The organism is Bradyrhizobium sp. HKCCYLRH2015 (genome assembly GCF_051168215.1).
Classification (GTDB): Bacteria; Pseudomonadota; Alphaproteobacteria; order Rhizobiales; family Xanthobacteraceae; genus Bradyrhizobium.
Map to the genome: position 1 here is coordinate 840,450 of NZ_JBNPUO010000001.1, position 24,700 is coordinate 865,149.

The 24,700-nt window shown below is 66.9% G+C and carries 25 protein-coding genes and 1 pseudogene; 17 read left to right on the forward strand and 9 right to left on the reverse strand.

The genetic code is table 11. The annotated features are described in order from the left end of the window. Window positions 1-24 precede the first annotated feature (24 nt). Window positions 25-465: a hypothetical protein gene (locus ACQR1H_RS03825; RefSeq protein WP_315800954.1), complete on the reverse strand. Its 441-nt coding sequence runs from the start codon at window positions 463-465 to the stop codon at window positions 25-27. A gap of 89 nt (window positions 466-554) precedes the next feature. Here ACQR1H_RS03825 and ACQR1H_RS03830 point away from each other — a divergent pair, with 89 nt between their 5' ends. The 4 genes from ACQR1H_RS03830 to blaOXA all read left to right on the forward strand — a co-directional run bounded on the left by ACQR1H_RS03830 (window position 555) and on the right by blaOXA (window position 4,227). Then, window positions 555-1,337, forward strand: a complete 783-nt coding sequence (locus ACQR1H_RS03830; protein ID WP_434907156.1) for an ATP12 family chaperone protein — start codon at window positions 555-557, stop codon at window positions 1,335-1,337. Between the two features lie 61 nt (window positions 1,338-1,398). Beyond that, a complete protein-coding gene (locus tag ACQR1H_RS03835; RefSeq protein WP_434907157.1) occupies window positions 1,399-3,048 on the forward strand; it encodes a flagellar hook-length control protein FliK in 1,650 nt (549 codons plus the stop codon). Next, entirely contained in the window at window positions 3,045-3,326 is a 282-nt protein-coding gene (locus tag ACQR1H_RS03840; protein WP_315714536.1) for an EscU/YscU/HrcU family type III secretion system export apparatus switch protein, read from the forward strand. The genes ACQR1H_RS03835 and ACQR1H_RS03840 overlap by 4 nt, the downstream gene beginning before the upstream one ends. 82 nt (window positions 3,327-3,408) lie before the next feature. Further along, a complete protein-coding gene (gene blaOXA / locus ACQR1H_RS03845; protein WP_434907158.1) occupies window positions 3,409-4,227 on the forward strand; it encodes an OXA-1091 family oxacillin-hydrolyzing class D beta-lactamase in 819 nt (272 codons plus the stop codon). Window positions 4,228-4,391: 164 nt separating this feature from the next. Here the strand turns inward: blaOXA and ACQR1H_RS03850 are convergent, their stop codons facing one another. From ACQR1H_RS03850 to ACQR1H_RS03860, 3 genes are all read right to left on the reverse strand, one after another. Beyond that, window positions 4,392-4,877: a hypothetical protein gene (locus tag ACQR1H_RS03850; protein WP_316216053.1), complete on the reverse strand. Its 486-nt coding sequence runs from the start codon at window positions 4,875-4,877 to the stop codon at window positions 4,392-4,394. 100 nt (window positions 4,878-4,977) lie between these two features. Next, window positions 4,978-5,946 carry a dienelactone hydrolase family protein gene (locus ACQR1H_RS03855; protein WP_316177144.1) on the reverse strand — a complete coding sequence of 323 codons (969 nt, stop codon included), beginning with the start codon at window positions 5,944-5,946 and terminating at the stop codon, window positions 4,978-4,980. A gap of 307 nt (window positions 5,947-6,253) precedes the next feature. Beyond that, window positions 6,254-6,688 (reverse strand): DUF4260 domain-containing protein, encoded by a 435-nt coding sequence (locus tag ACQR1H_RS03860; protein ID WP_434907159.1) that lies wholly within the window; start codon window positions 6,686-6,688, stop codon window positions 6,254-6,256. A 125-nt stretch (window positions 6,689-6,813) separates the two neighbouring features. Here ACQR1H_RS03860 and ACQR1H_RS03865 point away from each other — a divergent pair, with 125 nt between their 5' ends. The 5 genes and pseudogenes from ACQR1H_RS03865 (at window position 6,814) to ACQR1H_RS03885 (ending at window position 10,916) form a co-directional block, all read left to right on the forward strand. Next, window positions 6,814-8,346 (forward strand): acyl-CoA carboxylase subunit beta, encoded by a 1,533-nt coding sequence (locus ACQR1H_RS03865; protein ID WP_315800948.1) that lies wholly within the window; start codon window positions 6,814-6,816, stop codon window positions 8,344-8,346. 384 nt (window positions 8,347-8,730) lie between these two features. Further along, entirely contained in the window at window positions 8,731-9,189 is a 459-nt protein-coding gene (locus ACQR1H_RS03870) for a hypothetical protein (protein WP_434886662.1), read from the forward strand. A gap of 176 nt (window positions 9,190-9,365) precedes the next feature. Continuing rightward, window positions 9,366-10,070, forward strand: a complete 705-nt coding sequence (locus ACQR1H_RS03875) for an alpha/beta hydrolase (RefSeq protein ID WP_410051913.1) — start codon at window positions 9,366-9,368, stop codon at window positions 10,068-10,070. A gap of 56 nt (window positions 10,071-10,126) precedes the next feature. Next, window positions 10,127-10,440 (forward strand): annotated as a pseudogene (locus ACQR1H_RS03880) (hypothetical protein). Between the two features lie 128 nt (window positions 10,441-10,568). Beyond that, entirely contained in the window at window positions 10,569-10,916 is a 348-nt protein-coding gene (locus ACQR1H_RS03885; protein WP_434907160.1) for a twin-arginine translocation signal domain-containing protein, read from the forward strand. A gap of 95 nt (window positions 10,917-11,011) precedes the next feature. Here ACQR1H_RS03885 and ACQR1H_RS03890 read toward each other — a convergent pair whose 3' ends face one another. Both ACQR1H_RS03890 and ACQR1H_RS03895 read right to left on the reverse strand, forming a co-directional pair. After that, the gene (locus tag ACQR1H_RS03890) at window positions 11,012-12,016 is read right to left on the reverse strand and encodes an alpha/beta fold hydrolase (protein ID WP_316216059.1); all 1,005 of its coding nucleotides are present in this window, start codon (window positions 12,014-12,016) and stop codon (window positions 11,012-11,014) included. Between the two features lie 105 nt (window positions 12,017-12,121). After that, a complete protein-coding gene (locus tag ACQR1H_RS03895) occupies window positions 12,122-12,820 on the reverse strand; it encodes an ArsR/SmtB family transcription factor (protein WP_315714525.1) in 699 nt (232 codons plus the stop codon). Between the two features lie 75 nt (window positions 12,821-12,895). Between ACQR1H_RS03895 and ACQR1H_RS03900 the strand changes: the two genes are divergently transcribed. Both ACQR1H_RS03900 and ACQR1H_RS03905 read left to right on the forward strand, forming a co-directional pair. Next, the gene (locus tag ACQR1H_RS03900; protein WP_316177153.1) at window positions 12,896-13,210 is read left to right on the forward strand and encodes an NIPSNAP family protein; all 315 of its coding nucleotides are present in this window, start codon (window positions 12,896-12,898) and stop codon (window positions 13,208-13,210) included. 46 nt (window positions 13,211-13,256) lie between these two features. After that, complete coding sequence (locus ACQR1H_RS03905) at window positions 13,257-14,075, forward strand: isocitrate lyase/PEP mutase family protein (RefSeq protein WP_434907161.1); 819 nt, start codon at window positions 13,257-13,259, stop codon at window positions 14,073-14,075. A 67-nt stretch (window positions 14,076-14,142) separates the two neighbouring features. On the opposite strand, the gene ACQR1H_RS03910 is transcribed toward ACQR1H_RS03905, so the two are convergent. Together ACQR1H_RS03910 and ACQR1H_RS03915 are read right to left on the reverse strand one after the other, a co-directional pair. Next, window positions 14,143-14,451, reverse strand: a complete 309-nt coding sequence (locus tag ACQR1H_RS03910) for a hypothetical protein (RefSeq protein WP_434907162.1) — start codon at window positions 14,449-14,451, stop codon at window positions 14,143-14,145. A gap of 213 nt (window positions 14,452-14,664) precedes the next feature. Beyond that, window positions 14,665-15,081: a hypothetical protein gene (locus ACQR1H_RS03915; RefSeq protein ID WP_316237753.1), complete on the reverse strand. Its 417-nt coding sequence runs from the start codon at window positions 15,079-15,081 to the stop codon at window positions 14,665-14,667. Between the two features lie 149 nt (window positions 15,082-15,230). Here ACQR1H_RS03915 and ACQR1H_RS03920 point away from each other — a divergent pair, with 149 nt between their 5' ends. Beyond that, window positions 15,231-15,875, forward strand: coding sequence for a trimeric intracellular cation channel family protein (locus ACQR1H_RS03920; RefSeq protein WP_316177159.1), 645 nt, complete (start codon window positions 15,231-15,233; stop codon window positions 15,873-15,875). 63 nt (window positions 15,876-15,938) lie between these two features. Here the strand turns inward: ACQR1H_RS03920 and ACQR1H_RS03925 are convergent, their stop codons facing one another. Continuing rightward, window positions 15,939-16,115, reverse strand: coding sequence for a hypothetical protein (locus tag ACQR1H_RS03925; protein WP_316177161.1), 177 nt, complete (start codon window positions 16,113-16,115; stop codon window positions 15,939-15,941). A 77-nt stretch (window positions 16,116-16,192) separates the two neighbouring features. Here ACQR1H_RS03925 and ACQR1H_RS03930 point away from each other — a divergent pair, with 77 nt between their 5' ends. The 5 genes from ACQR1H_RS03930 to ACQR1H_RS03950 all read left to right on the forward strand — a co-directional run bounded on the left by ACQR1H_RS03930 (window position 16,193) and on the right by ACQR1H_RS03950 (window position 24,590). Beyond that, the gene (locus ACQR1H_RS03930; RefSeq protein WP_434848747.1) at window positions 16,193-19,684 is read left to right on the forward strand and encodes an indolepyruvate ferredoxin oxidoreductase family protein; all 3,492 of its coding nucleotides are present in this window, start codon (window positions 16,193-16,195) and stop codon (window positions 19,682-19,684) included. 1,032 nt (window positions 19,685-20,716) lie between these two features. Continuing rightward, window positions 20,717-21,865, forward strand: a complete 1,149-nt coding sequence (locus ACQR1H_RS03935) for a thiolase domain-containing protein (RefSeq protein ID WP_316183709.1) — start codon at window positions 20,717-20,719, stop codon at window positions 21,863-21,865. Further along, window positions 21,865-22,254, forward strand: a complete 390-nt coding sequence (locus tag ACQR1H_RS03940; RefSeq protein ID WP_434848249.1) for a Zn-ribbon domain-containing OB-fold protein — start codon at window positions 21,865-21,867, stop codon at window positions 22,252-22,254. The genes ACQR1H_RS03935 and ACQR1H_RS03940 overlap by 1 nt, the downstream gene beginning before the upstream one ends. A 437-nt stretch (window positions 22,255-22,691) precedes the next feature. Continuing rightward, window positions 22,692-23,552, forward strand: a complete 861-nt coding sequence (locus ACQR1H_RS03945; protein ID WP_434848749.1) for a MaoC/PaaZ C-terminal domain-containing protein — start codon at window positions 22,692-22,694, stop codon at window positions 23,550-23,552. 159 nt (window positions 23,553-23,711) lie between these two features. After that, window positions 23,712-24,590: an SDR family oxidoreductase gene (locus ACQR1H_RS03950; RefSeq protein ID WP_434874583.1), complete on the forward strand. Its 879-nt coding sequence runs from the start codon at window positions 23,712-23,714 to the stop codon at window positions 24,588-24,590. Window positions 24,591-24,700: the final 110 nt, after the last annotated feature.

Below are 24,700 nucleotides of genomic sequence, written 5' to 3' on the forward strand. Positions count from 1 at the left end.
TCGCTCATCGGGCTACGCAGCGGCTCAATTCCGGAACTGCCGCAAAAACTCCCGCAGCGAATCGTGCGGGGTCTCAACGTCGAGGATGACCCAGCCGTCCGGTCCCTTCACGACGATGAAGTTCAGCGTGACGCGGTGGCCCTGGTTGTCGAAGCTGGCCGCCACATACGTCTTGTCGAACTGCTTGCGCAAGATCGAGATCGCGACCGGGCCGAGCTTCCAGCGTGGGCTCTGCACCAGGAAATCGTAGGGCTCACGCCGCGGCGCCGCCCAGGCCCCGGCGAGGCTCGGATCGAAGAACTGCCGCGCGGTCTCGGCCGTCCGCGGCAGCCCGGCGGAGAGCTCCGGCGCGCCCCGGCCGTAATGCGCATAGACGTTGCGCACCAGCGATTCCGGCGAGCGGAAGCCGGCGGCGGCCTCAACGGCGCTGCCGAGCAGGACGAGGGCGGAGAGCAGCGGACGCATCGGCAGCTCGCATTTCGGGCGGACAGGGCTTATCTACCGCGAAAACAACGGATCCCGTGTGATCATCCCGCGAGAGGGCTGGAATTCTGATGCGTGAACTGTTTGACGAGGTCGTCGGCCGGTCGCCGCTCGATCCGCAGGAATCGGCGCGCCAGGCGATGCGGACGCCGCTGCGCAAGCGCTTCTACAAGGAGGCCGGGACCGCCGCGGCCGAGGGCGGCTTCAACGTCACCCTCGACGGCCGGCCGATCCGCACACCGTCGGGGCGCGTCGTCATCGTTCCCGCCGAGGAGCTGGCCGAGGCCGTCGCCGCCGAGTGGCAGGCCCAGGGTGAGAACATCGATCCCGCCACGATGCCGCTGACGCGGTTCGCCAACAGCGTCGTGCAGTCGGTGGTCGACCGCACCGACGCGGTGCGCGAGGACATTGCCAAATATCTCCAGTCCGACCTGCTGTTCTACCGGGCCGGTCATCCCGAGGGGCTGGTCGCGCGCGAGGCCGAGCATTGGGACCCGGTGCTGGACTGGGCGCGCGACGGCCTGGGCGCGCATTTCATCCTGTCCGAAGGCATCATGCATGTGGCCCAGCCGGAGGCTGCGGTGCAGGCCGCGCGCGCTGCGCTGCCGACCGGCCCGTGGACGGTGGCGGCCGCGCATGTCGTCACCACACTGACCGGCTCGGCGCTGCTGGCGCTGGCGCTGGTGCATGGGGTGCGCGACGCCGATCAGGTCTGGGCGGCAGCCCATGTCGACGAGGACTGGAACGTCGCGCAATGGGGCGCCGACGAGGAGGCGATGAGCCGTCGCGCCGCCAAGCAGATCGACTACCAGGCCGCCGTCCGCATCCTCCGGGCAGTCGACGCCGCGCTCTGAGGCCGGTTAACGCCGGGTTTAGGGGCACCCGCTAGGCTGTGCGCGTAACCCGAGTACGCGCATGGTCCAGAGTGTCACCCCGTCGCCTTCCGTGAGCGCCGTCCGCGGCGTCGGCAGCTCGCCGGCCGGAACCACGGTGGCGGCAGCGACCACGCTGCAGGCCGGCGCACTGGTCAGCGCGAGGGTGCAGCAGGTGCTCGCCGAGAACCTGGTCCAGGTCGCGATCGGAAACCTGTCGATGGAGCTCGCGAGCGAGCTGCCGCTGCAGGCCGGCCAGACCGTGCAGGTCGCGGTGTCGCAGACCGCGCAAGGGCTGCAGCTCGCCATCGTCGGGCAGGGCGGCAGCGCTGCCACTGGCACCACCGGCACCCCGACCCCGGCCGCCACCGTCGTCGACGTCACCGGCCGGCTGGCACCGGCGCTGCCTCCGCCGCCGGATCCACTGACCGGGCTGGAGCGGCTCGCATTGTCAATCGCCAGCGAGGAGGCGGCGACCCGCCAGGGCAGCCAGGGCCAATTATTCGCCGATCTCCAGGCCGTCGCCGACTCGCCGAACCTTCCCCCGGCCTTGCGCGCCGCCGTGGCCCAGGTGCTGGCGCAGCAGACCCCGCTCTCGCCGGCGCTGACCGCGGAGGATGTGCAGACCGCCGTGCAGCAATCCGGCCTGTTCCTGGAATCCTCGCTCGCCAATGGCACTACCGGCACCGGCACGCCCGACCTGAAGGCGGCGCTGATCGTGCTGCGCCAGACGCTGGCGACGGTGCTGCAGACCGCCGAGCCCGGCATGGCGGCGTCGACGCAGCCGCCGCCCGGTGACTCCTACGCCTCGATGCTGTCCGAGGCCGGCCGCGCCGCCGCCGCGCAGCAACAGAGCGGCGCCCCCTCGCTGGTGCCCGACATCGAGATCGAGCTGCCGCCCCAGCCCTGGGCCACGGGAATGGGGCGGCCCGACGCCGCGTCTGCTGGCTTCACCGGCTCGGCGCTGATCGAGGCCCTGACGGGCGCCAAGGCGCAGTCGCTCACGCCCGGCACGGTGCTGGCCGTGCTGCAGGAAGCGCAGCAGCAGATTCCGCGCGCCGCGGGCCTCGTTCCCGGACGCAACGCCAACGGCCGCGCCGATATGGTCGTGCGCACCAACACCCCGCCGCCGCCGTTCCGCGGGGCTGCACCGATGCCGCAGGCCGTGGCGATGCCGACGCTCGGTCCCGACTCGCCGCTGTCGGCGATCGCGCACCGGCTGCTCGACGAGACCGACCAGGCGCTGTCGCGCCAGACCCTGCTGCAGGTCGCCTCGCTGCCGGATCGCCCGGACGCCTCGACCGCGCGCACCGACCCGGCGCCGCCGCGCTGGAACTTCGAGATTCCCTTCGCCACCCCGCAGGGCACGGCCATGGCGCAGTTCGAGATCGCGCGCGACGGCGGCACGCAATCGCCGGACGCGGCCAAGCGCGTCTGGCGGGCGCGCTTCTCGCTCGACGTCGAGCCGGCCGGCCCGGTGCATGCGATGATCTCATTCAGCGCCGAGCGCACCTCCGTGCGGATGTGGGCCGAGCGTCCGGTCACCGCCGCGCGGCTGCGCGCCGGCCTTGCCGACCTCAGCCAGGCCCTCAGCCGTGCCGAGCTCTCGCCGGGCGATCTCGTGGTGCAGGACGGCGCGCCGCCGGCCGTGATGCCGCCCAGGGCCGGCCATTTCCTGGATCGCGCGCTATGAGCATCGAGGTGAAGGCCGCCAACAAGACCCAGCTCGCCGTCGCCTTGCACTACGACAAGGGCCAGGGCGCGCCGCGCGTCGTCGCCAAGGGCAAGGGCACGATCGGCGCCAAGATCATCGAGGTCGCGAAGGCGCACGACATCCCGATCGAGGAGAACGAGGTGCTGGCCGGCGCGCTCTCCAATGTCGAGCTCGGCGACGAGATCCCGGAGGAGCTCTACAAGGCCGTCGCCGAGGTGCTGGTGTTCGTGCTCAACCTGTCGCGGCCGATGCGCTGAGCGCGCCGCATTTGTGATCTCCGTCACGCGTCGGTCGTCACCGCCCTGTGGTAGGGAGGGCGAACGACGACGGAGATTTGCGATGCCCATGATGAGCCGCCGCCACGCGCTCGCCCTGATGACCGGCGCCAGCCTGTTGCCCGCGCGCGCATTTGCGCATGTCGCACCGCCGCGCAACGAGATCCGCAGCGATCTCGCCAAGCGCTTCACCGACGAGAACACCAAGGGCACCTTCCTGGCCTACAAGGTCGAGGACTATCTCATCATCGCCAGCGATGCCGATCGCTCCGGCGAGGCGAAGCTGCCGGCCTCGACCTTCAAGATCGCGAACTCGCTGATCGCGCTGGAGACGGGCGTCGTCGAGGATCCCGACAAGGATGTGTTCAAATGGGATGGCGTCACGAGATCGATCGAGGCCTGGAACAGGGATCACACCTTGCGCAGCGCGATCGCGGTCTCCGCCGTGCCGGTCTATCAGGAGATCGCGCGCCGCATCGGTCCCGAGCGGATGCAAAAATATCTCGAGGAGCTCGACTACGGCAATCACGACATCGGCGGCGGCATCGACCAGTTCTGGCTCACCGGCGCGCTTCGCATCGATCCGGTGGAGCAGGTCGATTTCATCGATCGCCTGCGCCGTGGCGCGCTGACGGTGTCGAAGCGCAGCCAGGATCTGACGCGCGACATCATTCCGACGACCAAGGTCGGCGACGCCGTCATTCACTTCAAGTCGGGATTGCTCGGCAAGGAGCAGGGCTCACTCGGCTGGATGGTCGGCTGGGTCGACAAGGCGGATCAGCCGACCGTGTTCGCGCTCAACATGGATTGCCCGGAGCCGCGTCACGTCGAAGCCCGCATGACGTTGACCCAAGCGTGCCTGAAGGAGATCGGCGCGTTGTGAGCGTATCGTGAGGCGCGCATGCTCTCACCACCGTCATTGCGAGCGTAGCGAAGCAATCCAGTGTGGTGTGTGGGACTCTGGATTGCTTCGCTGCGCTCGCAACGACGTGGATAGAGCGGCGCGTTGCTACGCGAAGCAACGATATCGTGGCGACCTAGCGTACGTCACCGCCGCGCCAGCTCCAGGTCGACGCCCCTGATGTCCGTGCCGGCCGGGCGGATCGACACGGTCTGCCGGCGTCCCTGCGTCGTCAGCGAGAGGCCGGCGGAAAACGTCTGCCCGCGCGCCTGGGCCTCGATGCGGTTGCCGACGGCGCGGCCCTCGATCGTGCCGGAAGCGTTGTGGCTCGACTCGCTCCATTGCCCCGAGATCTCGCCGCCGCGATAGGCGACGTCGCTGGAGAGATCGATGTTGTAGCTGTCGCTGGCGCAGCGGATGTTGAGCCGGAGCTGCTCGCCGGCGCCGCCGACGTCATAGGCCGCGCGGCAGCGCAGCCGCTCCTGGTTGCCGTCGGACAAGCTGATCACGCCGCCGCCGGTCCAGGAGCCCTGCAGCCCCCGGAACGGCGCGGCAGGCGCCGCATGGGCCGCGCCGCCCAAGGCGAGGGCGGTCAGCAAAGTGGGGATCGCAAGGCGAGAGGCGCGCATCATCGGGCTCCGTTTCATCGTCGAAAAGCGAGCGACAACGCAGCAAGACCCGATACGTTCGATCTGTCACCTCAAAAATTGATCCAAATCGTTCTATTTTTGCTCACGACAGCTTGAACAGCGCGCGCAGGAAATCCGTCACCGCCTGGCGCGCCGCCTCGGCCGTGGCCGGATTGCCGCCGACATGCGGATCGAACTCGACGCAGGCGTCCTGATAGGTGAAGGGCTGCTGCGTGTCGGCATTGATCAGCATCCCGCCGTCGCTCTCCTTGATGCGGCAGTTGCGCACGGTCTGCGCCTTCGGCGCGACGGCGAGCATGTTGGCGCCGAGCAGGCCGAGATCGAAGCCGTGCGGCGAGTCCGCGTATTCCGTCAGCGCGACGTCGCGGCCCGCGGCCTTCAGCCGCTCGACATAGGCCTTGCAGGTCCGCACCGGATTGTAGTCGTCCGGCCCGCCGTGAAAGATCCGGATCGGCCGCGCCACGACGTCGGTGTCGCCGAGATAGGTCGTCGAGCAGTCGGGATAGAACGGGATATAGGCGGCGAACTGCAGCCCGGAATTGTTCCAGCGCCTGTGGAAGCGCTCGAGGCTCGCATACAGCGCCGCCTGACCGCCGCGTGAAAAGCCCATCAGCACGATGCGCTCGGGATCGACGCGCGGATGCTTCGCCAGCACGTCCAGCGCACGGTAGATGTCCATGATCAGGTTCAGCCGGCCGAGCTGGGCCTGGTTGGTGCTGGTCGCGGTGATGCCGCGCCCGGTGAAGCCGTCGATCGCGAAGGTCGAGATCCCCATCGCATTGAAGGTGCGGCTCCACGCCGCGATGTTGGCGCCGACGCCGCCGGAGCCGTGCATCAGCACCACCACCGGCAGCCTGCCGCTGCCCTGCGCGACGCGCATTTCGCCGACGACGGTCACCGGCTTGCCGCCGTCGTCGCCGGAGAGGAACTGCCGATCGGATAAGGTCAGCGACGGGATCGGATACATCTCGACCCGGGCGGGCATATCCTTGGTGAAGCCCTGGGCGCTGGCGCTGCTGCCGAAGTCACCGGCCAAGGCTGTCAGCAGCATCGTCACGGCCACCGCCGCCTGTCGGCAACGGGACCCTCCAACGGCGCGGCGCGGTCGATGCGAGACGGCAACACGAGCGTCCATGGCAAGCGTCGATGAGGCAGCAACAATGTGTCGCTCCATGACCGTCCTCCTGGCTCGCCGCTTGTGGCGCGGCTTTGCAACCAAGTAGAACGAGCGATCGCGGAGCTGTCAAACAGCCGTGCGCGGCGCGTTGGCTGACAGCGGTGGACAACACCGAGCCTGGTGCGCCGCGAAACAAGGGGCGGCGGGCCTCTTTGAGACTCCGGCATCTCGGACCGCGGTGTCAGGCTCGACGAACTCCGCCGATCCGGCCGAGATGGGTGAAGCCGAAGCCGTCGGCATATTTCAGGCCGTAGCCGGCGAGCCGGTCGACGCCGACATGGGCCAGCCAGATCGTGGCGATCTCGACCACCAGTGGCTGTCCGGCCGCCAGCCCGATCGCGAGCAGGGCGGCGGGTGCCAGCGTGCTGTGGACGGCATTGTAGGCCACGGCGCCGATCCGCGGGCCGCCGAGATAGGCGGCGAAGCTGACGTCGGGCGCCAGGAACAGGGCCGCGAACAGCCACCACGAGCCGCTTTGGTGGGCGTAGAAGGCGATCGCGGCGGCCGCCAGCACCAGCCCTTCGAGCCGCAGCAGCAGGCGCAGGCCGCCCTGGACGGCGCCACGCGATGGGCCGGCAGGCTCAGTGACCAGGTCCGGTTGAGCGGCCATATCCATGATTCTGCTTCCAATTCCGAACTGTGGGAGGAGGGGCGGCATCGCCGAAAGCGGCTTTCCGGCTCCGAAATAGCCGTGATAGAAGGCCGCCAACAGTCACGACATCGGGAACGGGCGGGAAGCGCATGAAGGACATTCTGGACACCCTCGAGGAACGGCGCAAAGGCGCCAAGCTCGGTGGCGGCGAGAAGCGCATCGAGGCGCAGCATGCGCGCGGCAAGCTGACGGCGCGGGAGCGCATCGAGCTGCTGCTCGACAAGGGCTCGTTCGAGGAGTTCGACATGTTCGTCGAGCACCGCTCCACCGAGTTCGGCATGGAGAAGACCAAGGTCCCCGGCGACGGCGTCGTCACCGGCTGGGGCACCGTCAACGGCCGCAAGACCTTCGTCTTCGCCAAGGATTTCACCGTGTTCGGCGGCTCGCTGTCCGAGACCCACGCGCTGAAGATCACCAAGCTGCAGGACATGGCGATGAAGGCGCGTAGCCCCATCATCGGCCTCTATGATGCCGGCGGCGCCCGCATCCAGGAGGGCGTCGCGGCGCTCGCGGGCTATTCCTACGTGTTCCGCCGCAATGTGCTGGCCTCGGGCGTGATCCCGCAGATCTCCGTCATCATGGGTCCCTGCGCCGGCGGCGACGTCTATTCGCCGGCCATGACCGACTTCATCTTCATGGTGAAGAACACCAGCTACATGTTCGTCACCGGCCCCGACGTCGTGAAGACCGTCACCAACGAGGTCGTCACCGCGGAGGAGCTCGGCGGCGCCTCGGTGCACGCGACGCGCTCCTCGATTGCCGACGGCGCCTTCGACAACGACGTCGAGACGCTGCTGCAGATGCGCCGACTGATCGACTTCCTGCCGAGCAACAACAGCGACGGCGTGCCGGAATGGCCGAGCTTCGACGACATCGAGCGCGTCGACATGTCGCTCGATACCCTGATCCCGGACAATCCGAACAAGCCCTATGACATGAAGGAGCTGATCCTGAAGGTCGTCGACGAGGGCGATTTCTTCGAGATCGCGGACGCCTTCGCCAAGAACATCGTCACCGGCTTCGGCCGCATTGCGGGGCGCACCGTCGGCTTCGTCGCCAACCAGCCGATGGTGCTGGCGGGCGTGCTCGACTCCGACGCGTCGCGCAAGGCCGCGCGCTTCGTGCGCTTCTGTGATGCCTTCAACATCCCGATCGTCACCTTCGTCGACGTTCCGGGCTTCCTGCCGGGCACCGCGCAGGAATATGGCGGCCTGATCAAGCACGGCGCCAAGCTTCTGTTCGCGTACTCGCAATGCACGGTGCCGCTGGTGACGGTGATCACCCGCAAAGCCTATGGCGGCGCCTTCGACGTCATGGCCTCCAAGGAGATCGGGGCCGACATGAACTATGCCTGGCCGACGGCGCAGATCGCGGTCATGGGCGCCAAGGGCGCGGTCGAGATCATCTTCCGCGCCGACATGGCGGACCCGGACAAGATCGCCGCGCGCACCAAGGAATACGAGGACCGCTTCCTGTCGCCGTTCATCGCCGCCGAGCGCGGCTATATCGACGACGTCATCATGCCGCACTCCACCCGCCGCCGCATCGCGCGTGCGCTCGCGATGCTCCGCGACAAGAAGATGGAGATGCCGGCGAAGAAGCACGACAATCTGCCGCTGTAGGCATCGGCTCGAGCCGTCGTCCTCGCGGGCGGCGGCGACAAAATCATTGCGAGCTGCCGCGTGGCCCTGGATTGCTTCGCTTCGCTCGCAATGACGGAGAACGCGGCGCGCGCGCCGGGCGCCGTCGCCGTCCTGCTGCGTCGGCCGGGGGATGAGAGCCAGCCGCACCCATCGTCATTGCGAGGAGCGCAGCGACGAAGCAATCCGGGGGCCTCGTGCCCGGCTCTGGGTTGCTGGTCGCATTGCGGGAATTGCGGCAATCCGGAGCCGGGTCGGGCCCTGGCGTTAAGCCTGTCGCTTAACTAACCTTTAACGATGGGTTTGCGGGAACTGGGCCGCTGGCCTAGCCTTGTCGGGTGGGTCGGAAGAGTAGGGTCGCGTATCATGGCTGACAGAACATCGGCATTTCGGAATTCAGGCGTTTTCGTCGTCTGCGCGGCGGCCGCTGCGCTGATCTTCTCGACCGAGGCCGCATCGGCCCGGTCTGGCGCCGCGGTGACTGCCGGTCCCGTTGGACCGAGCCAGGTCGTCCGGCCGGCGCCTGGGATCAGGCCCGGCCTGCGTCATCACCATTATCGCGGCGCTCGCGCCTATCTGCCGGCCGCCGGCGCCTTCGCCTATGGCGGTTATGACGAGCCCGTGCCGCAGCAGATCCCGGAGCGGACCTCGGCCGACGTGCGTTACACCTATACCTACGACGTCCCGTGGGACTGGGCCCACCGCTTTCCACCGAACGTCGTGCCATCCGATCGCCCCTACGTATCGAGCTGCCCGATGCAGACCGTGACGGTGCCGGGACGCCGCGGCGGCGATCACACCGTCACGATCACGCGCTGCTACTGACGTCTTGAGCCAGCTCAATGCGATCGGCGTGATCGGACGCTAGACATTGTCAAATACCGACCGGCTTCGCTCGCGCGAGGTCGCGAGGTGACGAGGCCCGGACTCCTAGGCACTCCGGGCCTCGTTGATTTCTGATAGCCTCCCGCGGCAGCGCGAGTCCGCGCGGGGAGGCTCCGATGATCAGACCGGCGAATTGGATACGTATCTGGCTGGCAGTTGCGATGTCGGCTGTCGCAGCCGGAGCAGCCTTCGCCGATGAGACCGTGACGATCGGCGGCTCCCGCGTCGCGCTGATCAGGCCGGCCTCGGTGCGCGCCAGCGTGATCCTGCTGCCCGGCGGTGACGGCGCCATCCATGTCGGCGAGCGCGGCGACATTCACGGCCTGCTCGGCAACCAGCTGGTGCGCACGCGCAACGCTTATGCCGCACGCGGGCTCGCCGTGATGGTCGCGGACACCAGTACCGATCTGAAGGCCGCGGTGGACTACATGGCCACGATCAAGCGGCCGGTGACGGTGATCGGCACCAGCCGCGGCACGTTGCGCGCCGCGGAAGGCATCGCGCGCGGTGCCCGGCCGGATGCGTTGGTGCTGACCTCGGGCTTCCTCAGTCCGGAGTCGGGGAGCTCCTCGAACGTGATGTCGATCCTCGGCTCGCCCTCGGCCTTGCCGCGGACGCTGGTCATCCATCATACCAGCGACGCCTGCAAGTTCACGCTGCCGGCAGGCGTCGACCCGTTCATCAGATGGTCCGGCGGCCGGGCGCGCGCGAAGTGGCTGTCGGGCGGCGCGGAAGAGGGGGATCCCTGTCAGGCGCGCGGCCATCACGGCTTCAACGGGCTCGACGGGCAGGTGGTCGGCCTGGCCGCGGGGTTTCGCTGAGCTGCGGATTGCGGGTCGACTCCGGAACAACACCAACGTGGTCCGGAGGAAACTCGATGCCGTCAGCCATCTTCGTCGTGCGCGCGACCGTGCCTGATCCCGCCCGGCGCGATGCGTTCGATCGCTGGTATCGCGACGTTCATCTGCCCGACGCGATCAGGAGCTTCGGCGTGCGCAAGGCGTGGCGGGTGTGGAGTCTCGCTGATCCCAGGGTGCATCAGGCGATGTATCAGTTCGATGCCATCGCCGCGGTGGAGCGTGCGATCGGCGGCGCGAGATGAAACGCCTGACCGCCGATTTCAATCGCGACTGGCCCGACGTGACCCGGACGCGCGAGAGCTTCGTGCTGGCGCAGACGGTCGACGGCTGAGCTTGCGTTGCCTTCGACGACGAAGGCGTGGCGCTTCCATCACCGTACTGCGATCCGGTTCAGCTAACGTTCAGGTGATCGGCCGAATACTCCGTCATGCTCTGGCTCGTGGATCATGGAGGCGTGCGATGGAACGACGGAATTTCCTCAAGCTGGCATTGGGGTTCGGCTGCGCGGCGGCGGCCGGCGCCGTGCTTCGCACCAGCGATGCGGTCGCCGCGCCGCTCTCGCCGTCGCCGCTGAACGAAGCCGCGCCTTCAGCCAGGGATCAGCACGTCGAGCGCGCGGTCGGCTCGCAGGACGAGGCCGATCGGCTCGCGCCGGAGCAGGTGCGCTGGGGACATCACGGACATCACGGCCACGGCCATCACTGGGGCTGGCGCCGGCGGCATTGGGGTTGGCGGCGCCGCCATTGGGGCTGGCGTCACCATCATCGGCACTGGCGCCGCCATTGGCATCGGCGCCACTCCTGGTGATCGGCCCGGCCGCGTTGCGGCCAGGCGCCGTTTCGGACTCGTGATTGCGGCACGGCAGGGATCGGCGCGATCCCTGCCGGTCGTGTCCGTTTGAACTACCTGCCGAGGAAGTCCAGCAGCAGCGCGTCGTATTTGTCCGGCGCGTCGAGGAAGACGAGGTGGCCGGCATTGGCGACCACCTCGGCGCGGGCATCGCGCATCCGGCTGGCCAGGTCCTTTGCCAGCTCGGCGTTCTGGCCCATCTTCGCTCTCAAGGCTTCCGGCGCGTTCGGCCGTCCCGGCGCGTTGTGATCGTCCGCGCCCATGATGAACAGCGTCGGCTGCGTCAGCAGCGGGATCTCGTGCACCACCGGCTCGCGGTAGATCATCTGATAGGAGCTGACGAAGCTCTTCAGCCAGCGCGGATAGTCGGCGCTTTGCTTCAGGTTGAAGCGGGCATCGATGAACGGCGTGACCTGCTCCGGCGGCAGCTTCAGCGCGTAGTTGGTCTCCAGCTGCTTGCGATAGCCGTCCGACGTCAGCCGGTCCTCGCTCTCGCTGATCTTTTCCGACGGGACCGGCGGCACGTAGGCGCGGTAGTCCTCGAGCCCGATCGGCGCGGTCAGCACGAGATGCGCGACCCGGTCGGGATAGGCGCGGGCGATGCGGACGGCCAGCATGCCGCCCATGGAATGCGCGACGATGTCGGCCTTGGCGATGCCGAGGTGATCGAGCAGCGTCATCGTGTTGCGCGCCAGCGTGTCGAAATGCAGTTCGCCCGACGGCTTGGTTGATTTGCCGAAGCCGACCTGGTCGGGCACCACGACGCGGAAGCCGGCGTCGGTCAGTGTCTTGATCACGGGCGCCCAGTAGCTCGAGGGGAAGTTGCGGCCGTGGAGCAGCAGCGCAACGCGGCCGTTCGGCTGCGCCGGCGCGACATCCATGTAGGCCATGCGCAGCTGCTCGCTGTCGTTGACCAAGGGCAGCAGGCTGACCGGGTAGGGATAGGCGAAGCCTTCGAGGTTGATGCCATAGGGCTCGCGCGGCATCTCCGCAGCGCGGGCGGCGATCGGCGCGACGGTGAGCAGGGCAGCGCAGAGCGCGGCAGCGAAACGGGACATGGAGACTCCGGGAGTGAGATGGGGTCGTCAACCGTCTCGCCGTGCCCTGCGTTCGCTCTGGCCGCAATGCACGAAGGCATTGCTGCGATAAACAGCACGTGATCGTCAGTCCTCGGCCGGACCGAACAGCGCCGCGAAATGCTTTTCGCCGGCGCGGCTGAAATTGACCACGCGACTGCCTGGAGTGGCATCGCGCGCCGCCCATTTCAGCTCGGTGAAGCGCTTCATCAACGCTGCGCCGAGCGTGCCGGCGAGATGATGCCGCCGCGCGCTCCAGTCGAGGCAGGCCTTGCAGACGGGCCGGCGCGGATGCGCCAGCATTTCCGGCGAGATCCGCAAATGCTGCGCCAGGAAATGTTTGCCGTCCTCGGTCAGCACGATCTCCTGCTTGCGCCGGCGCACCAGCTTCTGCCGGGTCATGCTATCGAGCATCTGCACGCCGAGATCGCCGGCAAGATGATCGTAGCAGATGCGCGCCCGCCGCAGCTCCGGCTCCTTCGGCCCGGTGCGCACCCGCATGTGGCCGGCGCGCGCGGCAAGGCCGGCGAGCTTCTCCAGCACGTCGGCGACGTCCGGATCGGCGAGCCGGTAGTAGCGGTGACGGCCCTGTTTTTCCGGCTCGACCAGGCCGCCGCCTTCGAGCTTGGCAAGATGCGAGCTCGCCGTCTGCGGCGTCACGCCCGCTTCCTGGGCGAGCTCGGTCGCGGTCAGCGCCCGGCCCGAGAGCAGCGCCGTCAGCATGTTGGCGCGGGCGGGATCGCCGACCAGCGCCGCCACCATCGCAATGTCCGGACCCGATTTCATAGTTCGATGCTAGCCGAAGCATTCTCGCCCCGCAAGCGGATAGTGTCGATGATACGAAACTTACCGGAGGTTGTCATGGCCATCACCGTCTTCATCCGCTATCGCATCGATCCGCATCAGCGCGACGTGTTCGAAGCCTACGCCAGGCGCTGGCTGTCGATCATTCCCCGCTGCGGCGGCGACCTGATCGGCTATTTCATGCCTCATGAAGGCACCAACGACGTCGCCTATGGCCTGATTTCATTCGACAGTCTCGCGGCTTACGAGCGCTATCGCGCAACCTTGCGAAGCGATGGCGAGGGACGGGCGAACTTCGCACTCGCGGAGGAGCACAAACTCATTCTGGGCGAAGAGCGAACATTTCTGCGCAATGTCGTGGCGGCGCCATGAGAGCGGGACTATCCTGGTGCAACGAAGAGATGCATGGGAGGATGACATGACGGTGACCAGCACGGCGGACAAGCGCGCGGCCTTTCGCAAATTGCACGAGACCGGCTGCTTTATTTTGCCGAACCCGTTCGATGCCGGCACGGCGAAAATGCTGCAGCATCTCGGCTTCAAGGCGGTCGCCTCGACCAGCGCCGGCTTCGCGTGGTCGATCGGCAAGGCCGACACCGGCACGACGCTCGACGAGATGCTCGCGCATCTGGCGGCGCTGTCCGCGGCGGTCGACATTCCCGTCAACGCCGATTTCGAGGGCGGCTTCGCCGATGCCCCCGAGGGCGTGGCCGCCAACGTCACGCGCGCGGTCGCGACCGGCGTCGCGGGTCTGTCGATCGAGGACTCCACGGGTGACAAGGATGATCCGCTCTACGAACGCGAACTGGCGGTGGCCCGCATCCGCGCCGCACGGCAGGCGATCGATGCCAGCGGCGGCGACGTGCTGCTGACCGGCCGCTGCGAGGCGTTTCTCTGGGGCAAGCCCGACCTGGGGCTCGTGACCGACCGTCTAACGGCCTATGCCGAGGCCGGCGCGGACTGTCTGTATGCTCCGGGGATCAAGACGGTCGAGGAGATCACGGCGGTCGTCAAAGCGATGGCGCCAAAGCCGGTCAACCTGCTGATCGGGGCGTCCGGTCTCTCACTCAGCCAGGCCGCCGAGCTCGGCGTGCGCCGCATCAGCGTCGGCGGTTCGCTGGCTCGGATGGCCTGGGCCGGCTTCATGCGCGCGGCCAGGGAGATGGCCGAGCAGGGCACCTTCACCGAGCTGGCAGGCGGCTATCCCGGCGGCGAGCTGAACAAGCTCTTCGGTTGAGTTGGGCCACGCATGTAGAAAAGCCGCGGACTTGCCGCGGCTTTTCCAATCCGTTCGCTACGACTGTTCAGTAGCGGTCCGTTCCGATGCCGACGCTCACGCCGGGGGCGCGGATGCCGATGCCGTCGCGGTGTTCATAGGTGCGACGCTCGATGTAGCGCTCGCGCGGCGCATAGGCGTAGGAGTCGCGGTCGTCGTGAATGATCACACGGCGCTCGTGGCGCTCGCGCCAGCAATGGCCGTCCTCGTTGCAGACCATGCGGACGGTCTGGACGTCGCGCTGGGGGACGGCCGACACATCGACCGAGAGCGGCGCAGCCTGTGCTGCGGTCATCACGAGCGTGCCTGCTGCGGCCGCGAGAATGAAAGCCTTCATCACAAATCTCCTCCAATCAGTGTGGGTCAAAGTGCCGCACAGGCAATCGGCAAGCGCGCAGATCGTTCCACCCTGACACTCGTTTGTTGGCGCCATGACGTGCGCGCCGATATCAGCCTTGCTGATGAGCGGGCGCAAAAAGGCGGCGGATGATCGCTCATCCGCCGCCCGAGTTGAGAACGGCGGCATGCCGTTCGTGGGATAGTTGACGAATTACTTCGCGTTGTTGGTGTTAGTCGGAGCCTTCGGGGCCGCCGGCGGCGGCGTGGTGCGGTCGCCCGCGGCGCCGGTGGTCACGCCGGACGAGCTGTTGCTGCTGCCATTGCTCGTCGACGCCGACTGCGAGGCGGGCGTCGTGCTCGCCTGGTCGCTCCGCATCGACATGTTGTTGAGGCCGTAGAAGACGGCGCCGAGCAGGATCGCGATGCCCAGGGCGTAGGCGGCAATACGCCCGGTCGAGGCGGAGCCTTCCCTCAGCTCGGGATCGGGCTGCAGCTGGCTGTCCATCCGCGCCGTGCGCTCGTACTCGGCAGCGGTCATGTCAGCACCGGCCATGCCGGGGCGCGTGGTCATGTCCGGCCGGTTGATGCCGTCGGGATAGCGTTCGTTCGGGAGCCGTTCGTTGGCCATGATGTCCTCCTTTGCGATTGTCACCCGACAACCAGCGCAGCCCCGGCTCTGTTCCGCGAAACCTTGCGAATTCCCCAGTCGATCCGTTGCGTGCCGCGCTAAGGTTCCTCGCCTACTTTGCGATTCTCTGTCCAGCTGGAGCCCCCTCGATGTGGAACCTGCCGCCCGGTGACAGCGTGCTGCATCTGTTGACCTGGGTGGCGCTGGCGGCGCAGGCGATGACGGCCGCGCTCGCGGCGGGACGCCGCAGCATGGACTGGATGGGCGTCTGTTTGTTGGGGGCGATCACCGCGCTCGGCGGCGGCACCTTGCGCGACGTTCTGCTCGGCCACTATCCGCTCGCCTGGGTCGAGCGGCCGTCCCTGCTGCTGCTCACCGTGCTGGCGCCGTTCGTGACGATCGCCATGGCGCGCCTGGTTCACCGGCTGACGATGGCGTTCCTCGTTCTCGATGCCGTCGGCCTCGTCGTGTTCACGATGACCGGCTGCGACATCGCCTGGCAGATGAACGTGCCGATCGGCATCGTCATCGTCGCCGGGATGATCACCGGCTGCGCCGGCGGCGTGCTGCGCGACATCCTGTGCAATGACGTGCCATTGCTGTTTCGCGCCGAGCTCTACGCCAGCGTCTCCCTCGTCACGGGCCTGGTCTATGCGACGGGGCTGTCGCTCGGCATCGCCAGCGGATGGTGGACGGCGCTGACCTTCGCGCTCGGACTGTCGTTCCGGCTGCTCGCAATCCGCTACAAATGGAATATGCCGCGCTTCGTCTTTTCGGGCGAGGAGCGTGGCTGAACGGCGGCGGTCTTATCGCATTGCACAATTCGTTGGGGCCAGAATCGCGCCGGCCACAACGGTTCAATCACCGTCCGCCGAGCCGCCAAAGCCATGGCGCGCATCATCCCATTTCGCGGCAGCCGCCGTTTTCGACACAAACCGCAAAAGCCGCAGCCGGCTGCCGCCATGAAATTGCGATTTCGGTTGGCTGCCCTGCGCGGACGAGATTTGTGATGCGCATTCTTCAAAAGCAGACATAAATGATTGGCAGAACGCGCGCTTCCGCCGTCCGGCGGCAGTCGCGCACCCCTGATAAAGCACGGCAAGAGGGCGGAATGGGCATCAACGAGAGCGAGATCAATCTCGACCAGAAATACACCGCAAGCTCCGGCCACATCTTCCTGACCGGCATCCAGGCGCTGGTGCGGCTGCCGATGGCCCAGATCCGGCGCGACCGCGCCGCCGGCCTCAACACCGCCGGCTTCATCTCCGGCTATCGCGGCTCGCCGCTCGGCGGCTACGACCAGCAGCTGTTCTCCGCGCGCAAGCATCTCGAGCAGTACAATATCAAGTTCCAGCCCGGGGTGAACGAGGACCTGGCAGCGACCGCCGTGTGGGGCTCGCAGCAGCTTCATTTGTCGCCCGGCGGCAAGTATGACGGCGTGGTCGGCATCTGGTACGGCAAGGGCCCCGGCGTCGACCGCTGTGGTGACGTGTTCCGCCACGGCAATGCCGCGGGCTCCGCCAAGAACGGCGGCGTGCTCTGTCTCGCCGGCGACGACCACGGCGCCAAGTCCTCCACCGTGCCGCACCAGTCCGACCACGCCTTCATGTCGGCGCTGATGCCCTACCTCTATCCCTCGTCGATCCACGAGATGATCGAGATGGGCCTGCTCGGCATCGCCATGTCGCGCTATTCCGGCTGCTGGGTCGGCATGAAGGTGATCACCGAGACGGTGGAGACCACCGCCGAGATCAACCTCAACGACGAGATGACGCCGTTCGTCATTCCCACCGACTTCGAGCTGCCGCCGGGCGGCCTCAACCTGCGCTGGCCCGACGATCGCTTCGACCAGGACCGCCGGCTGCAGGACTACAAGGGCTTTGCCGCGATCGCCTTCGCCCGCGCCAACAAGGTCAACCGCATCACGATGGACTCGCCGAACGCCCGCTACGGCATCATGGCGTCGGGCAAGAGCTACGAGGACATCCGTCAGGCGCTGCGCGAGCTGGGGATCACCGAGGAGGTCGCCGCCAAGATCGGTCTCAGGCTCTACAAGATTGGCATGCCCTGGCCGCTGGAGCCGGAGGGCGTGCGCCAGTTCGCGGTCGGGCTCGAGGAGATCTTCATCGTCGAGGAGCGCCGCGAGATCGTCGAGAACCAGGTCAAGCAGGAGCTGTTCAACTGGCGCGATGACGTCCGCCCGCGCATCGTCGGCAAGATGGACGACCACGACAAGCGCTTCCTGCCGTTCGCGACCGAGCTCTCCGTCGCCTCGCTCGCGACATCGCTCACGGAGCGGCTTCTTCGCCTCGACCTCAATCCCGAGATCAAGGCGATGCTGCGCGCCAAGGCCGACTGGTTCAACGGCCGCGACGCCTCGCAGATGCAGCTGGTCTCGCCGGTGGCGCGCACGCCGTATTTCTGCTCCGGCTGTCCGCACAACACCTCGACGAAAGTGCCCGAGGGCAGCCGCGCGCTCGCCGGCATCGGCTGCCACTTCATGTCGCTGTGGATGAACCGCAACACCGAGACCTTCACGCATATGGGCGGCGAGGGCGTGCCGTGGGTCGGCATCGCGCCGTTCACCAATGAGGAGCACATCTTCGCCAATCTCGGCGACGGGACCTATTTCCACTCCGGCAGCCTCGCGATCCGCCAGGCGGTCGCCTCCAAGGCCAACATCACCTACAAGATTCTCTATAACGACGCCGTCGCGATGACCGGCGGCCAGCGCCATGACGGCGATCTGTCGCCGCAGCAGATCACCTTCCAGCTGCATTCCGAGGGCATCCGCGAGATCTACCTGGTCTCAGAGAACCCGGATGCCTATCCGGCCGACAGCATCGCGCCCGGCGTCAAGCTGGCGCATCGCGACGAGCTCGACAACGTCATGAAGACGCTGCGCCAGACCAAAGGCGCTTCCGCCATCGTGTTCGTGCAGACCTGCGCCGCCGAGAAGCGCCGCCGCCGCAAGCGCGGCACGATGGAGGATCCGCAGCGCCGCGTCTTCATCAACCCGGCCGTCTGCGAAGGCTGCGGCGACTGCTCGGTGCAGTCGAACTGCATCTCGGTCGAGCCGCTGGAGACCGAACTCGGCCGCAAGCGCGTCATCAACCAGTCGTCCTGCAACAAGGACTATTCCTGCGTGAAGGGCTTCTGCCCGTCCTTCGTGACCATCGACGGCGGCAAGCCGCGCTCGCGGGCTCCGGCCGAGCTCGGCGACATCGGCGTGATGCCGGAGCCCCTGACCAAGCCGTCGCTGGAGCGGCCCTACAATGTCGCCGTCGGCGGCGTCGGCGGCACCGGTGTGCTGACCATCGGCGCGCTGCTCGGCATGGCCGCCCATATCGAGGGCAAGGCCTCGATGATCCTCGACATGTCGGGCCTCGCGCAAAAGGGCGGCGCGGTGCTCAGCCACGTCCGCCTGTCGAAGAACACCGCCGACGTGACCTGCTCGCGCATCGTCACCGGCACCGCAGATCTCGTCATCGCCGCCGACGAGGTGGTGGCGGGTGCCAAGGAGACGATCACGCTGTGCGATGCCGAGCGCACCCATGGCGTCATCAACAGCCATCTGATCCCGACCGCCGATTTCGTCCTCAACCGCGATTTCAACTTCCAGAACCGCAAGGTGACGAGCCTGCTGGAAACGGCGCTGCGCAAGGACTCGACGTTCTTCGACTTCACCAAGCCGGCCGAGGCACTGCTCGGCGACTCCATCGCCACCAACATGATGATGATGGGCTATGCCTATCAGAAGGGCCTGCTGCCGCTCTCGGCCGAGGCCATCGAGAAGGCGATCGCGATCAACGGCGTCGCGGTCAAGATGAACACCGAGGCATTCCGGCTCGGCCGCCTCGTGGTGGTCAACCCCGAGCGCGTCGCCGGCATGATGACCGGACAGGACGAGACGGTGCCGCCGAAATCGCTCGACGCGATGACGCTGGACGAGATCATCGCCCATCGCATGACCTATCTCGCGGCCTACCAGAACGCCCGGCTCGCCAAGCGCTACCGCAAGCTGGTCGACCAGGTACGCGAGGCCGCCGACAAGGGCGGCTACGGCGAGGCACTGCCGCGCGCCGTTGCGATCAACTACGCCAAGCTGCTCGCCTACAAGGACGAGTACGAGGTGGCGCGGTTGTTCTCCGACGGCACCTTCGAGAAGCAGCTCCACGACGCCTTCGAAGGCGATTACAAGATCTCCTTCAACCTGGCGCCGCCGATCTTCAATTCCGGCCTCGATCCCCAGGGCCGGCCGAAGAAGAAGAGCTATGGCCCGGGCATGATGAAGATGTTCCGGCTGCTGGCGAGGCTGAAGGGCCTGCGCGGCACGCCGCTCGACATCTTCGGCTATTCCGCCGAGCGCAAGATGGAGCGCGACCTGATCGCCGGCTACGAAAAGGACGTCGCGACGGTGCTCAGCCTCTTGTCGCCCGCCAATGCCGACATCGCCGTCGAATTCCTGTCGCTGCCCGACAAGATCCGCGGCTACGGCCCGGTGAAGGACAAGGCCGTGCAGGACGCCAAGGCGCGCTACGCGCAACTGGCGGCCGACCTCGCCAACCCGCCGTCGGCGCCACGCCAGATGGCGGCGGAGTAGGGCCCGTAGGGTGGGCAAAGCGCCGCCCCTGGCGGCGCGTGCCCACCGTCTCACCGCAAGCTCGGAACCCTACGGTTTCAACGTCATTGCGAACAGCGCAGCGACGAAGCAATCCAGAGTCCTACGGGCCGTCCTGGATTGCTTCGCTTCGCTCGCAATGACGCGGAGAGAGCCGTAGCCCGCATGAGCGAAGCGATATGCGGGACGGCTGTCCCGGGTGTCGCTGCGCTCACCCGGGTGACAGGCCTCGTTCAAATTCTGATTTACAGATTTATATTGACGAATATCGGAAATCATGCTTTATTGCCGCCATCCCGCCTCACTCGGAAGGGGCGTTGCGCGCGATCGTCACGACACGCGGGGCGGGGAGCGATGGCCGCGATGGAGCCGCAGCGTGTCCTTGAGGGATGCGCGGACGAACGGTTCGGCGCGGACGTGAAGTCGCAGCGTGCTGGCACCCCGACGCTGGTGTCACGTTCGTGACGGCGCTGACGCGCCGCGCGGATCATGGTGGCCAACAAGCCCGGCGCACCAGGCAGACTGCGTATAAGCGTGAAGACCATCGCGCAGGGAAGGCCGGGTGTTCTCGGCTGCACCTGTGGTACCTGCCGCCTGCATTTTTTTCGCAGGCGGGCCGCAGGCGTCAGCCGACGCCTGGCCTTCCCTGCGCCCTCCGATCTGAAGAGGGCGAACAAGATCAGCATGACCCGGGCAGTGATGTCGCGGGAGTGCTGGGTGACGTGTAGTTCGATATGTGCTCGCTCGCGCCACACGATCGCTGTCGTCCCGGGCTTGACCCGGGACCCATAACCACCGGCGGGTGTGAGAGGGCACGCGGGGCGACCATCGAGTCCAACAAGATCCGCCGGTGGTTATGGGTCCCGGGTCAAGCCCGGGACGACGGCGGAGTGAAGGGCGAGACCATGCGTCATCTCCACCTCGCGGAATATTTTCCACGCTTGCCAAGCCTCCTGCGAGGGTCCAGAAAATCTCCAACCATCGGGCAGGACACGACAGGAAGCGGAGACGGAATTGACCATCAAGGGCAAGGCCTACATTGCCGGGATCTATGAGCATCCGACCCGGCACGCACCGGACAAATCGACCGCACAACTGCATGCCGAGGTCGCCAAGGGGGCGCTGGAGGATGCCGGGTTGAGCGCGAAAGATGTCGACGGCTATTTCTGCGCCGGCGATGCGCCGGGCGGCGCGTGGCCGATGGTCGACTATCTCGGCTTGAAGGTGCGGCACATCGATTCCACCGAGACCGGCGGCTGCTCCTATCTGATCCACGTCGGCCACGCCGCTGAGGCGATTGCCGCCGGCAAATGCTCGATCGCGCTGATCACGCTGGCCGGCAAGCCGCGCACCGGCCCGATGCCGCCGCGCGCCGCCGGCGCGGAAGCCGACTTCGAGATGGCCTATGGCGCCACCACGCACAATGCCTACGGCATGTGCGCCATGCGCCACATGCACGACTATGGCACCACGTCGGAGCAGCTCGCCTGGATCAAGGTCGCGGCCTCGCATCACGCGCAGTACAATCCGCATGCGATGCTGAAGGAGGTCGTGACGGTCGAGGACGTGATCAACTCGCCGATGATCTCCGATCCGTTGCACCGCATGGATTGCTGCGTCGTTACCGACGGCGGCGGTGCGCTGATCGTGACCACGCCGGAGATCGCCAAGAGCCTGAAGAAGCCGCTGGTGCGGCTGATCGGCCATGGCGAGGCGATGAAGGGGCCGCGCGGCGGCAAGGACCTCGATCTCACTTATTCCGCCGGTGTGTGGTCCGGCCCGCGCGCCTTCGAGGAGGCGGGCGTGACCCCGAATGATATCAAATACGCCTCGATCTATGACAGCTTCACCATCACGGTGCTGATGCAGCTCGAGGACCTCGGCTTCTGCAAGAAGGGCGAGGGCGGCAAGTTCGTCGCCGACGGCAACCTCATCTCCGGCGTCGGCAAGCTGCCGTTCAACACCGATGGCGGCGGCCTGTGCAGCAACCATCCGGTCAACCGCGGCGGCATGACCAAGGTGATCGAGGCCGTGCGCCAGCTGCGCGGCGAAGCTCATCCGAAGGTCCAGGTGCCGAATTGCGACCTCGCCATCGCCCATGGCACCGGCGGCCTGCTCGGCGTGCGCCACGCCGCCTCGACCTGCATTCTGGAGCGCGTCTGATGTCCGAAGCCAAGAAACTTCCGGCCCCCGTCACCAATCCCGAGACCAAGGCGTTCTGGGATGCCGCCGCCGAGGGCAAATTCATGATCAAGCGCTGCACGGCATGCGGCGAGGCGCATTATTTCCCGCGCTCGATCTGCCCGTTCTGCTTCTCCGACCAGACGGTGTGGGAGCAGAGCGCGGGCGAGGGCGAGATCTACACGTTCTCGATCATGCGCAAGTCGCCGACCGGGCCCTATGCGATCGGCTACGTGACCTTGAAGGAGGGGCCGTCGCTGCAGACCAATTTCGTCGATTGCGATTTCGATGCGTTGAAGATCGGCCAGAAGGTGAGGGTTGTGTTCAAGCCCACCGACGGCGCCCCGCTGCCGTTCTTCACGCCGGTGTAGGTGAGGGAGCACGGATGCGGCTCCACGTCATTGGAGCGAAGCGACGAAGCAATCCAGAGTCCTCGTGCGGCTCTGGATTGCTTCGCTCCGCTCGCAATGACGATGGGGCATGCATCTGCGTGCTCCAACAATGGTGTACCCTCTCCCTTTGTGGGAGAGGGTGGCGAGATCGAGCGAAGCGAGATTGAGCCGGGTGAGGGGTCTCTCTCCGCGCAGACAGCGCGGCTGTGGAGACAACCCCTCACCCGAGTGAGGTCGGAATTGATAGTTGCGCTGCCCTCTCCCACAAGGGGAGAGGGCGCAGCAATGGGCATCGGAAGACGTGCGTAGGGTGGGCTAAGGCGCGGAGCGCCGTGCCCACCGATATACAACAAGAAAGGCGGTGGGCACGCTTCGCTTTGCCCACCCTACAAGAGAACGAAGTTCGGGGAGGCGACATGCCGATCAACTACGATGAGCTGATGGCGATGAAGGCGATCGGGCAGCCCTATGCCTACGGTGATCGCGAGGTGATGCTGTACGCCTATGGCATCGGCATGGGGGCCGATCCCATGGATGAGAAGGAGCTCGCCTTCGTCAACGAGGCCACCGCCGAGCCGCGGCCGCTGAAGGTGGTGCCGACCTTTGCCTCCGTCGCGGCCTGGGGCGCCGGTCCCGGCGACATGAAGCTCAACCGCGTGCTGGTGGTCGACGGCGAGCGCGACATCACCTTTCACAAGCCGCTGGCGGTGGCCGCGAAGATCACGGCCGACTCCTCCGTGCTCGCGGTGTCCGACAAGGGCAAGGACAAGGGCGCCGTCATCCGCCATCAGACCATCCTGCGCGACGAGGGCGGCGCGCCGCTGGCGACGCTGGTCGCCTCACGCTTCGCCCGCGGCGATGGCGGCTTCGGCGGCCCGTCCGGCGGCATCCCCGACCCGCATCCGGTGCCGACCCGCGCACCGGACCGCAGCGTCGACATCTCGACACGGCCTGATCAGGCGCTGATCTACCGCCTGTGCGGCGACCGCAACCCGCTGCACTCCGATCCCGAGTTTGCCCGTCGCGCCGGTTTCCCACGGCCGATCCTGCACGGCATGTGCACCTACGGCCTCACCTGCCGCGCCGTTCTGCAGACCTATGCCGACTACGACGCCTCGGCGTTCCGCCAGCACGCCGCGCGGTTCTCGTCGCCGGTGTTCCCCGGCGAGACCGTGACGGTCGATCTCTGGAAGGATGGCGATGTGATCTCCTTCGAAGCGCGCGTGAAGTCGCGCAACGTCACGGTGATCAAGAACGGCAAGACAGTGCTGGGATGATCCTCGTGATGTGAGGCACAGCTGTTAGTTATCGTCATGCCCGGGCTTGACCCGGGCATCCATCCTCTTCTGGTGATGGATGGACGGTTCAGGAGATGGATGGCCGGGTCAAGCCCGGCCATGACGGAGAAAGCAAGAACATAAGCGGAGGACGCGCCCATGGGACTGCTCGACGGCAAGGTGGCGCTGATCACCGGCGCAGGTGGCGGCCTCGGCGAGGCCTACGCCAAACTGTTCGCGCGCGAGGGCGCGGCGGTGGTGGTCAACGACCTTGGCGGGCCGCGCGACGGCTCCGGCTCCGACCTGTCGATGGCCGAGCAGGTGGTGGCCGCGATCAAGGCCGAGGGCGGCCACGCCGTCGCCAACGCCGCCGACATCTCCACCATGGCCGGCGGGCAGTCTGTGTTCGACGAGGCCATCCGGCATTTCGGCCGCGCCGACATCCTGGTCAACAATGCCGGCATCCTGCGCGACCAGACCTTTGCCAAGTCGAGCGAAGCGGATTGGGACAAGGTGATCCAGGTGCACCTCAAAGGCACCTTCTGCTGCACCCTGCCGGTGTTCCGCTGGATGCGCGACAACGGCGGCGGCGTCATCGTCAACACCTCATCGACCTCGGGCCTGATCGGCAATTTCGGCCAGTCCAACTACGGCGCCGCCAAGGGCGGTATCTGGGGCCTGTCCAACGTGCTGGCAATCGAGGGCCGCAAGTACAACATCCGGGTGTGGACCCTGGCGCCCGGCGCGCTGACGCGGATGACGGCCGACCTGCCGCGCTACAAGGAGAACCCGGGCGCGGCGCTGACGCCCGAGGGCATCGCGCCGGCCGTGCTCTACATGGTCAGCAGTCTCTCGGGGGATCAGACCGGCAAGGTGCTCGGCGTCTCCGGTCCACGCGGCGTGCGCGAGTTGCGCATGATGGAAATGGACGGATGGAAACCGCCGTCGTCGGCCTGGAAGGCCGAGGACATCGCCGCCCATGCAGGGGAGATATTCTTTTCGGAGGCCGAGATAGCCAAGTCCGCACGGCGGTTTTGATGTATTCAGGTCGTCATTCCGGAGCGCTCGCGACGGCGAGCGAACCCGGAATCTCGAGATTCCGGGTCTCGTCCTGCGGACGATCCCGGAATGACGCCAGAGAGATTGGA

What these genes read in the sequence shown, in the direction of transcription:
- ACQR1H_RS03825 (WP_315800954.1), bottom strand. Translation starts at nt 465, where the DNA reads ATGCGTCCGCTGCTCTCCGCCCTCGTCCTGCTCGGCAGCGCCGTTGAG.
- ACQR1H_RS03830 (WP_434907156.1), top strand. Translation starts at nt 555, where the DNA reads ATGCGTGAACTGTTTGACGAGGTCGTCGGCCGGTCGCCGCTCGATCCG.
- ACQR1H_RS03835 (WP_434907157.1), top strand. Translation starts at nt 1,399, where the DNA reads ATGGTCCAGAGTGTCACCCCGTCGCCTTCCGTGAGCGCCGTCCGCGGC.
- ACQR1H_RS03840 (WP_315714536.1), top strand. Translation starts at nt 3,045, where the DNA reads ATGAGCATCGAGGTGAAGGCCGCCAACAAGACCCAGCTCGCCGTCGCC.
- blaOXA (WP_434907158.1), top strand. Translation starts at nt 3,409, where the DNA reads ATGCCCATGATGAGCCGCCGCCACGCGCTCGCCCTGATGACCGGCGCC.
- ACQR1H_RS03850 (WP_316216053.1), bottom strand. Translation starts at nt 4,877, where the DNA reads ATGATGCGCGCCTCTCGCCTTGCGATCCCCACTTTGCTGACCGCCCTC.
- ACQR1H_RS03855 (WP_316177144.1), bottom strand. Translation starts at nt 5,946, where the DNA reads ATGCTGCTGACAGCCTTGGCCGGTGACTTCGGCAGCAGCGCCAGCGCC.
- ACQR1H_RS03860 (WP_434907159.1), bottom strand. Translation starts at nt 6,688, where the DNA reads ATGGATATGGCCGCTCAACCGGACCTGGTCACTGAGCCTGCCGGCCCA.
- ACQR1H_RS03865 (WP_315800948.1), top strand. Translation starts at nt 6,814, where the DNA reads ATGAAGGACATTCTGGACACCCTCGAGGAACGGCGCAAAGGCGCCAAG.
- ACQR1H_RS03870 (WP_434886662.1), top strand. Translation starts at nt 8,731, where the DNA reads ATGGCTGACAGAACATCGGCATTTCGGAATTCAGGCGTTTTCGTCGTC.
- ACQR1H_RS03875 (WP_410051913.1), top strand. Translation starts at nt 9,366, where the DNA reads ATGATCAGACCGGCGAATTGGATACGTATCTGGCTGGCAGTTGCGATG.
- ACQR1H_RS03885 (WP_434907160.1), top strand. Translation starts at nt 10,569, where the DNA reads ATGGAACGACGGAATTTCCTCAAGCTGGCATTGGGGTTCGGCTGCGCG.
- ACQR1H_RS03890 (WP_316216059.1), bottom strand. Translation starts at nt 12,016, where the DNA reads ATGTCCCGTTTCGCTGCCGCGCTCTGCGCTGCCCTGCTCACCGTCGCG.
- ACQR1H_RS03895 (WP_315714525.1), bottom strand. Translation starts at nt 12,820, where the DNA reads ATGAAATCGGGTCCGGACATTGCGATGGTGGCGGCGCTGGTCGGCGAT.
- ACQR1H_RS03900 (WP_316177153.1), top strand. Translation starts at nt 12,896, where the DNA reads ATGGCCATCACCGTCTTCATCCGCTATCGCATCGATCCGCATCAGCGC.
- ACQR1H_RS03905 (WP_434907161.1), top strand. Translation starts at nt 13,257, where the DNA reads ATGACGGTGACCAGCACGGCGGACAAGCGCGCGGCCTTTCGCAAATTG.
- ACQR1H_RS03910 (WP_434907162.1), bottom strand. Translation starts at nt 14,451, where the DNA reads ATGAAGGCTTTCATTCTCGCGGCCGCAGCAGGCACGCTCGTGATGACC.
- ACQR1H_RS03915 (WP_316237753.1), bottom strand. Translation starts at nt 15,081, where the DNA reads ATGGCCAACGAACGGCTCCCGAACGAACGCTATCCCGACGGCATCAAC.
- ACQR1H_RS03920 (WP_316177159.1), top strand. Translation starts at nt 15,231, where the DNA reads ATGTGGAACCTGCCGCCCGGTGACAGCGTGCTGCATCTGTTGACCTGG.
- ACQR1H_RS03925 (WP_316177161.1), bottom strand. Translation starts at nt 16,115, where the DNA reads ATGTCTGCTTTTGAAGAATGCGCATCACAAATCTCGTCCGCGCAGGGC.
- ACQR1H_RS03930 (WP_434848747.1), top strand. Translation starts at nt 16,193, where the DNA reads ATGGGCATCAACGAGAGCGAGATCAATCTCGACCAGAAATACACCGCA.
- ACQR1H_RS03940 (WP_434848249.1), top strand. Translation starts at nt 21,865, where the DNA reads ATGTCCGAAGCCAAGAAACTTCCGGCCCCCGTCACCAATCCCGAGACC.
- ACQR1H_RS03945 (WP_434848749.1), top strand. Translation starts at nt 22,692, where the DNA reads ATGCCGATCAACTACGATGAGCTGATGGCGATGAAGGCGATCGGGCAG.
- ACQR1H_RS03950 (WP_434874583.1), top strand. Translation starts at nt 23,712, where the DNA reads ATGGGACTGCTCGACGGCAAGGTGGCGCTGATCACCGGCGCAGGTGGC.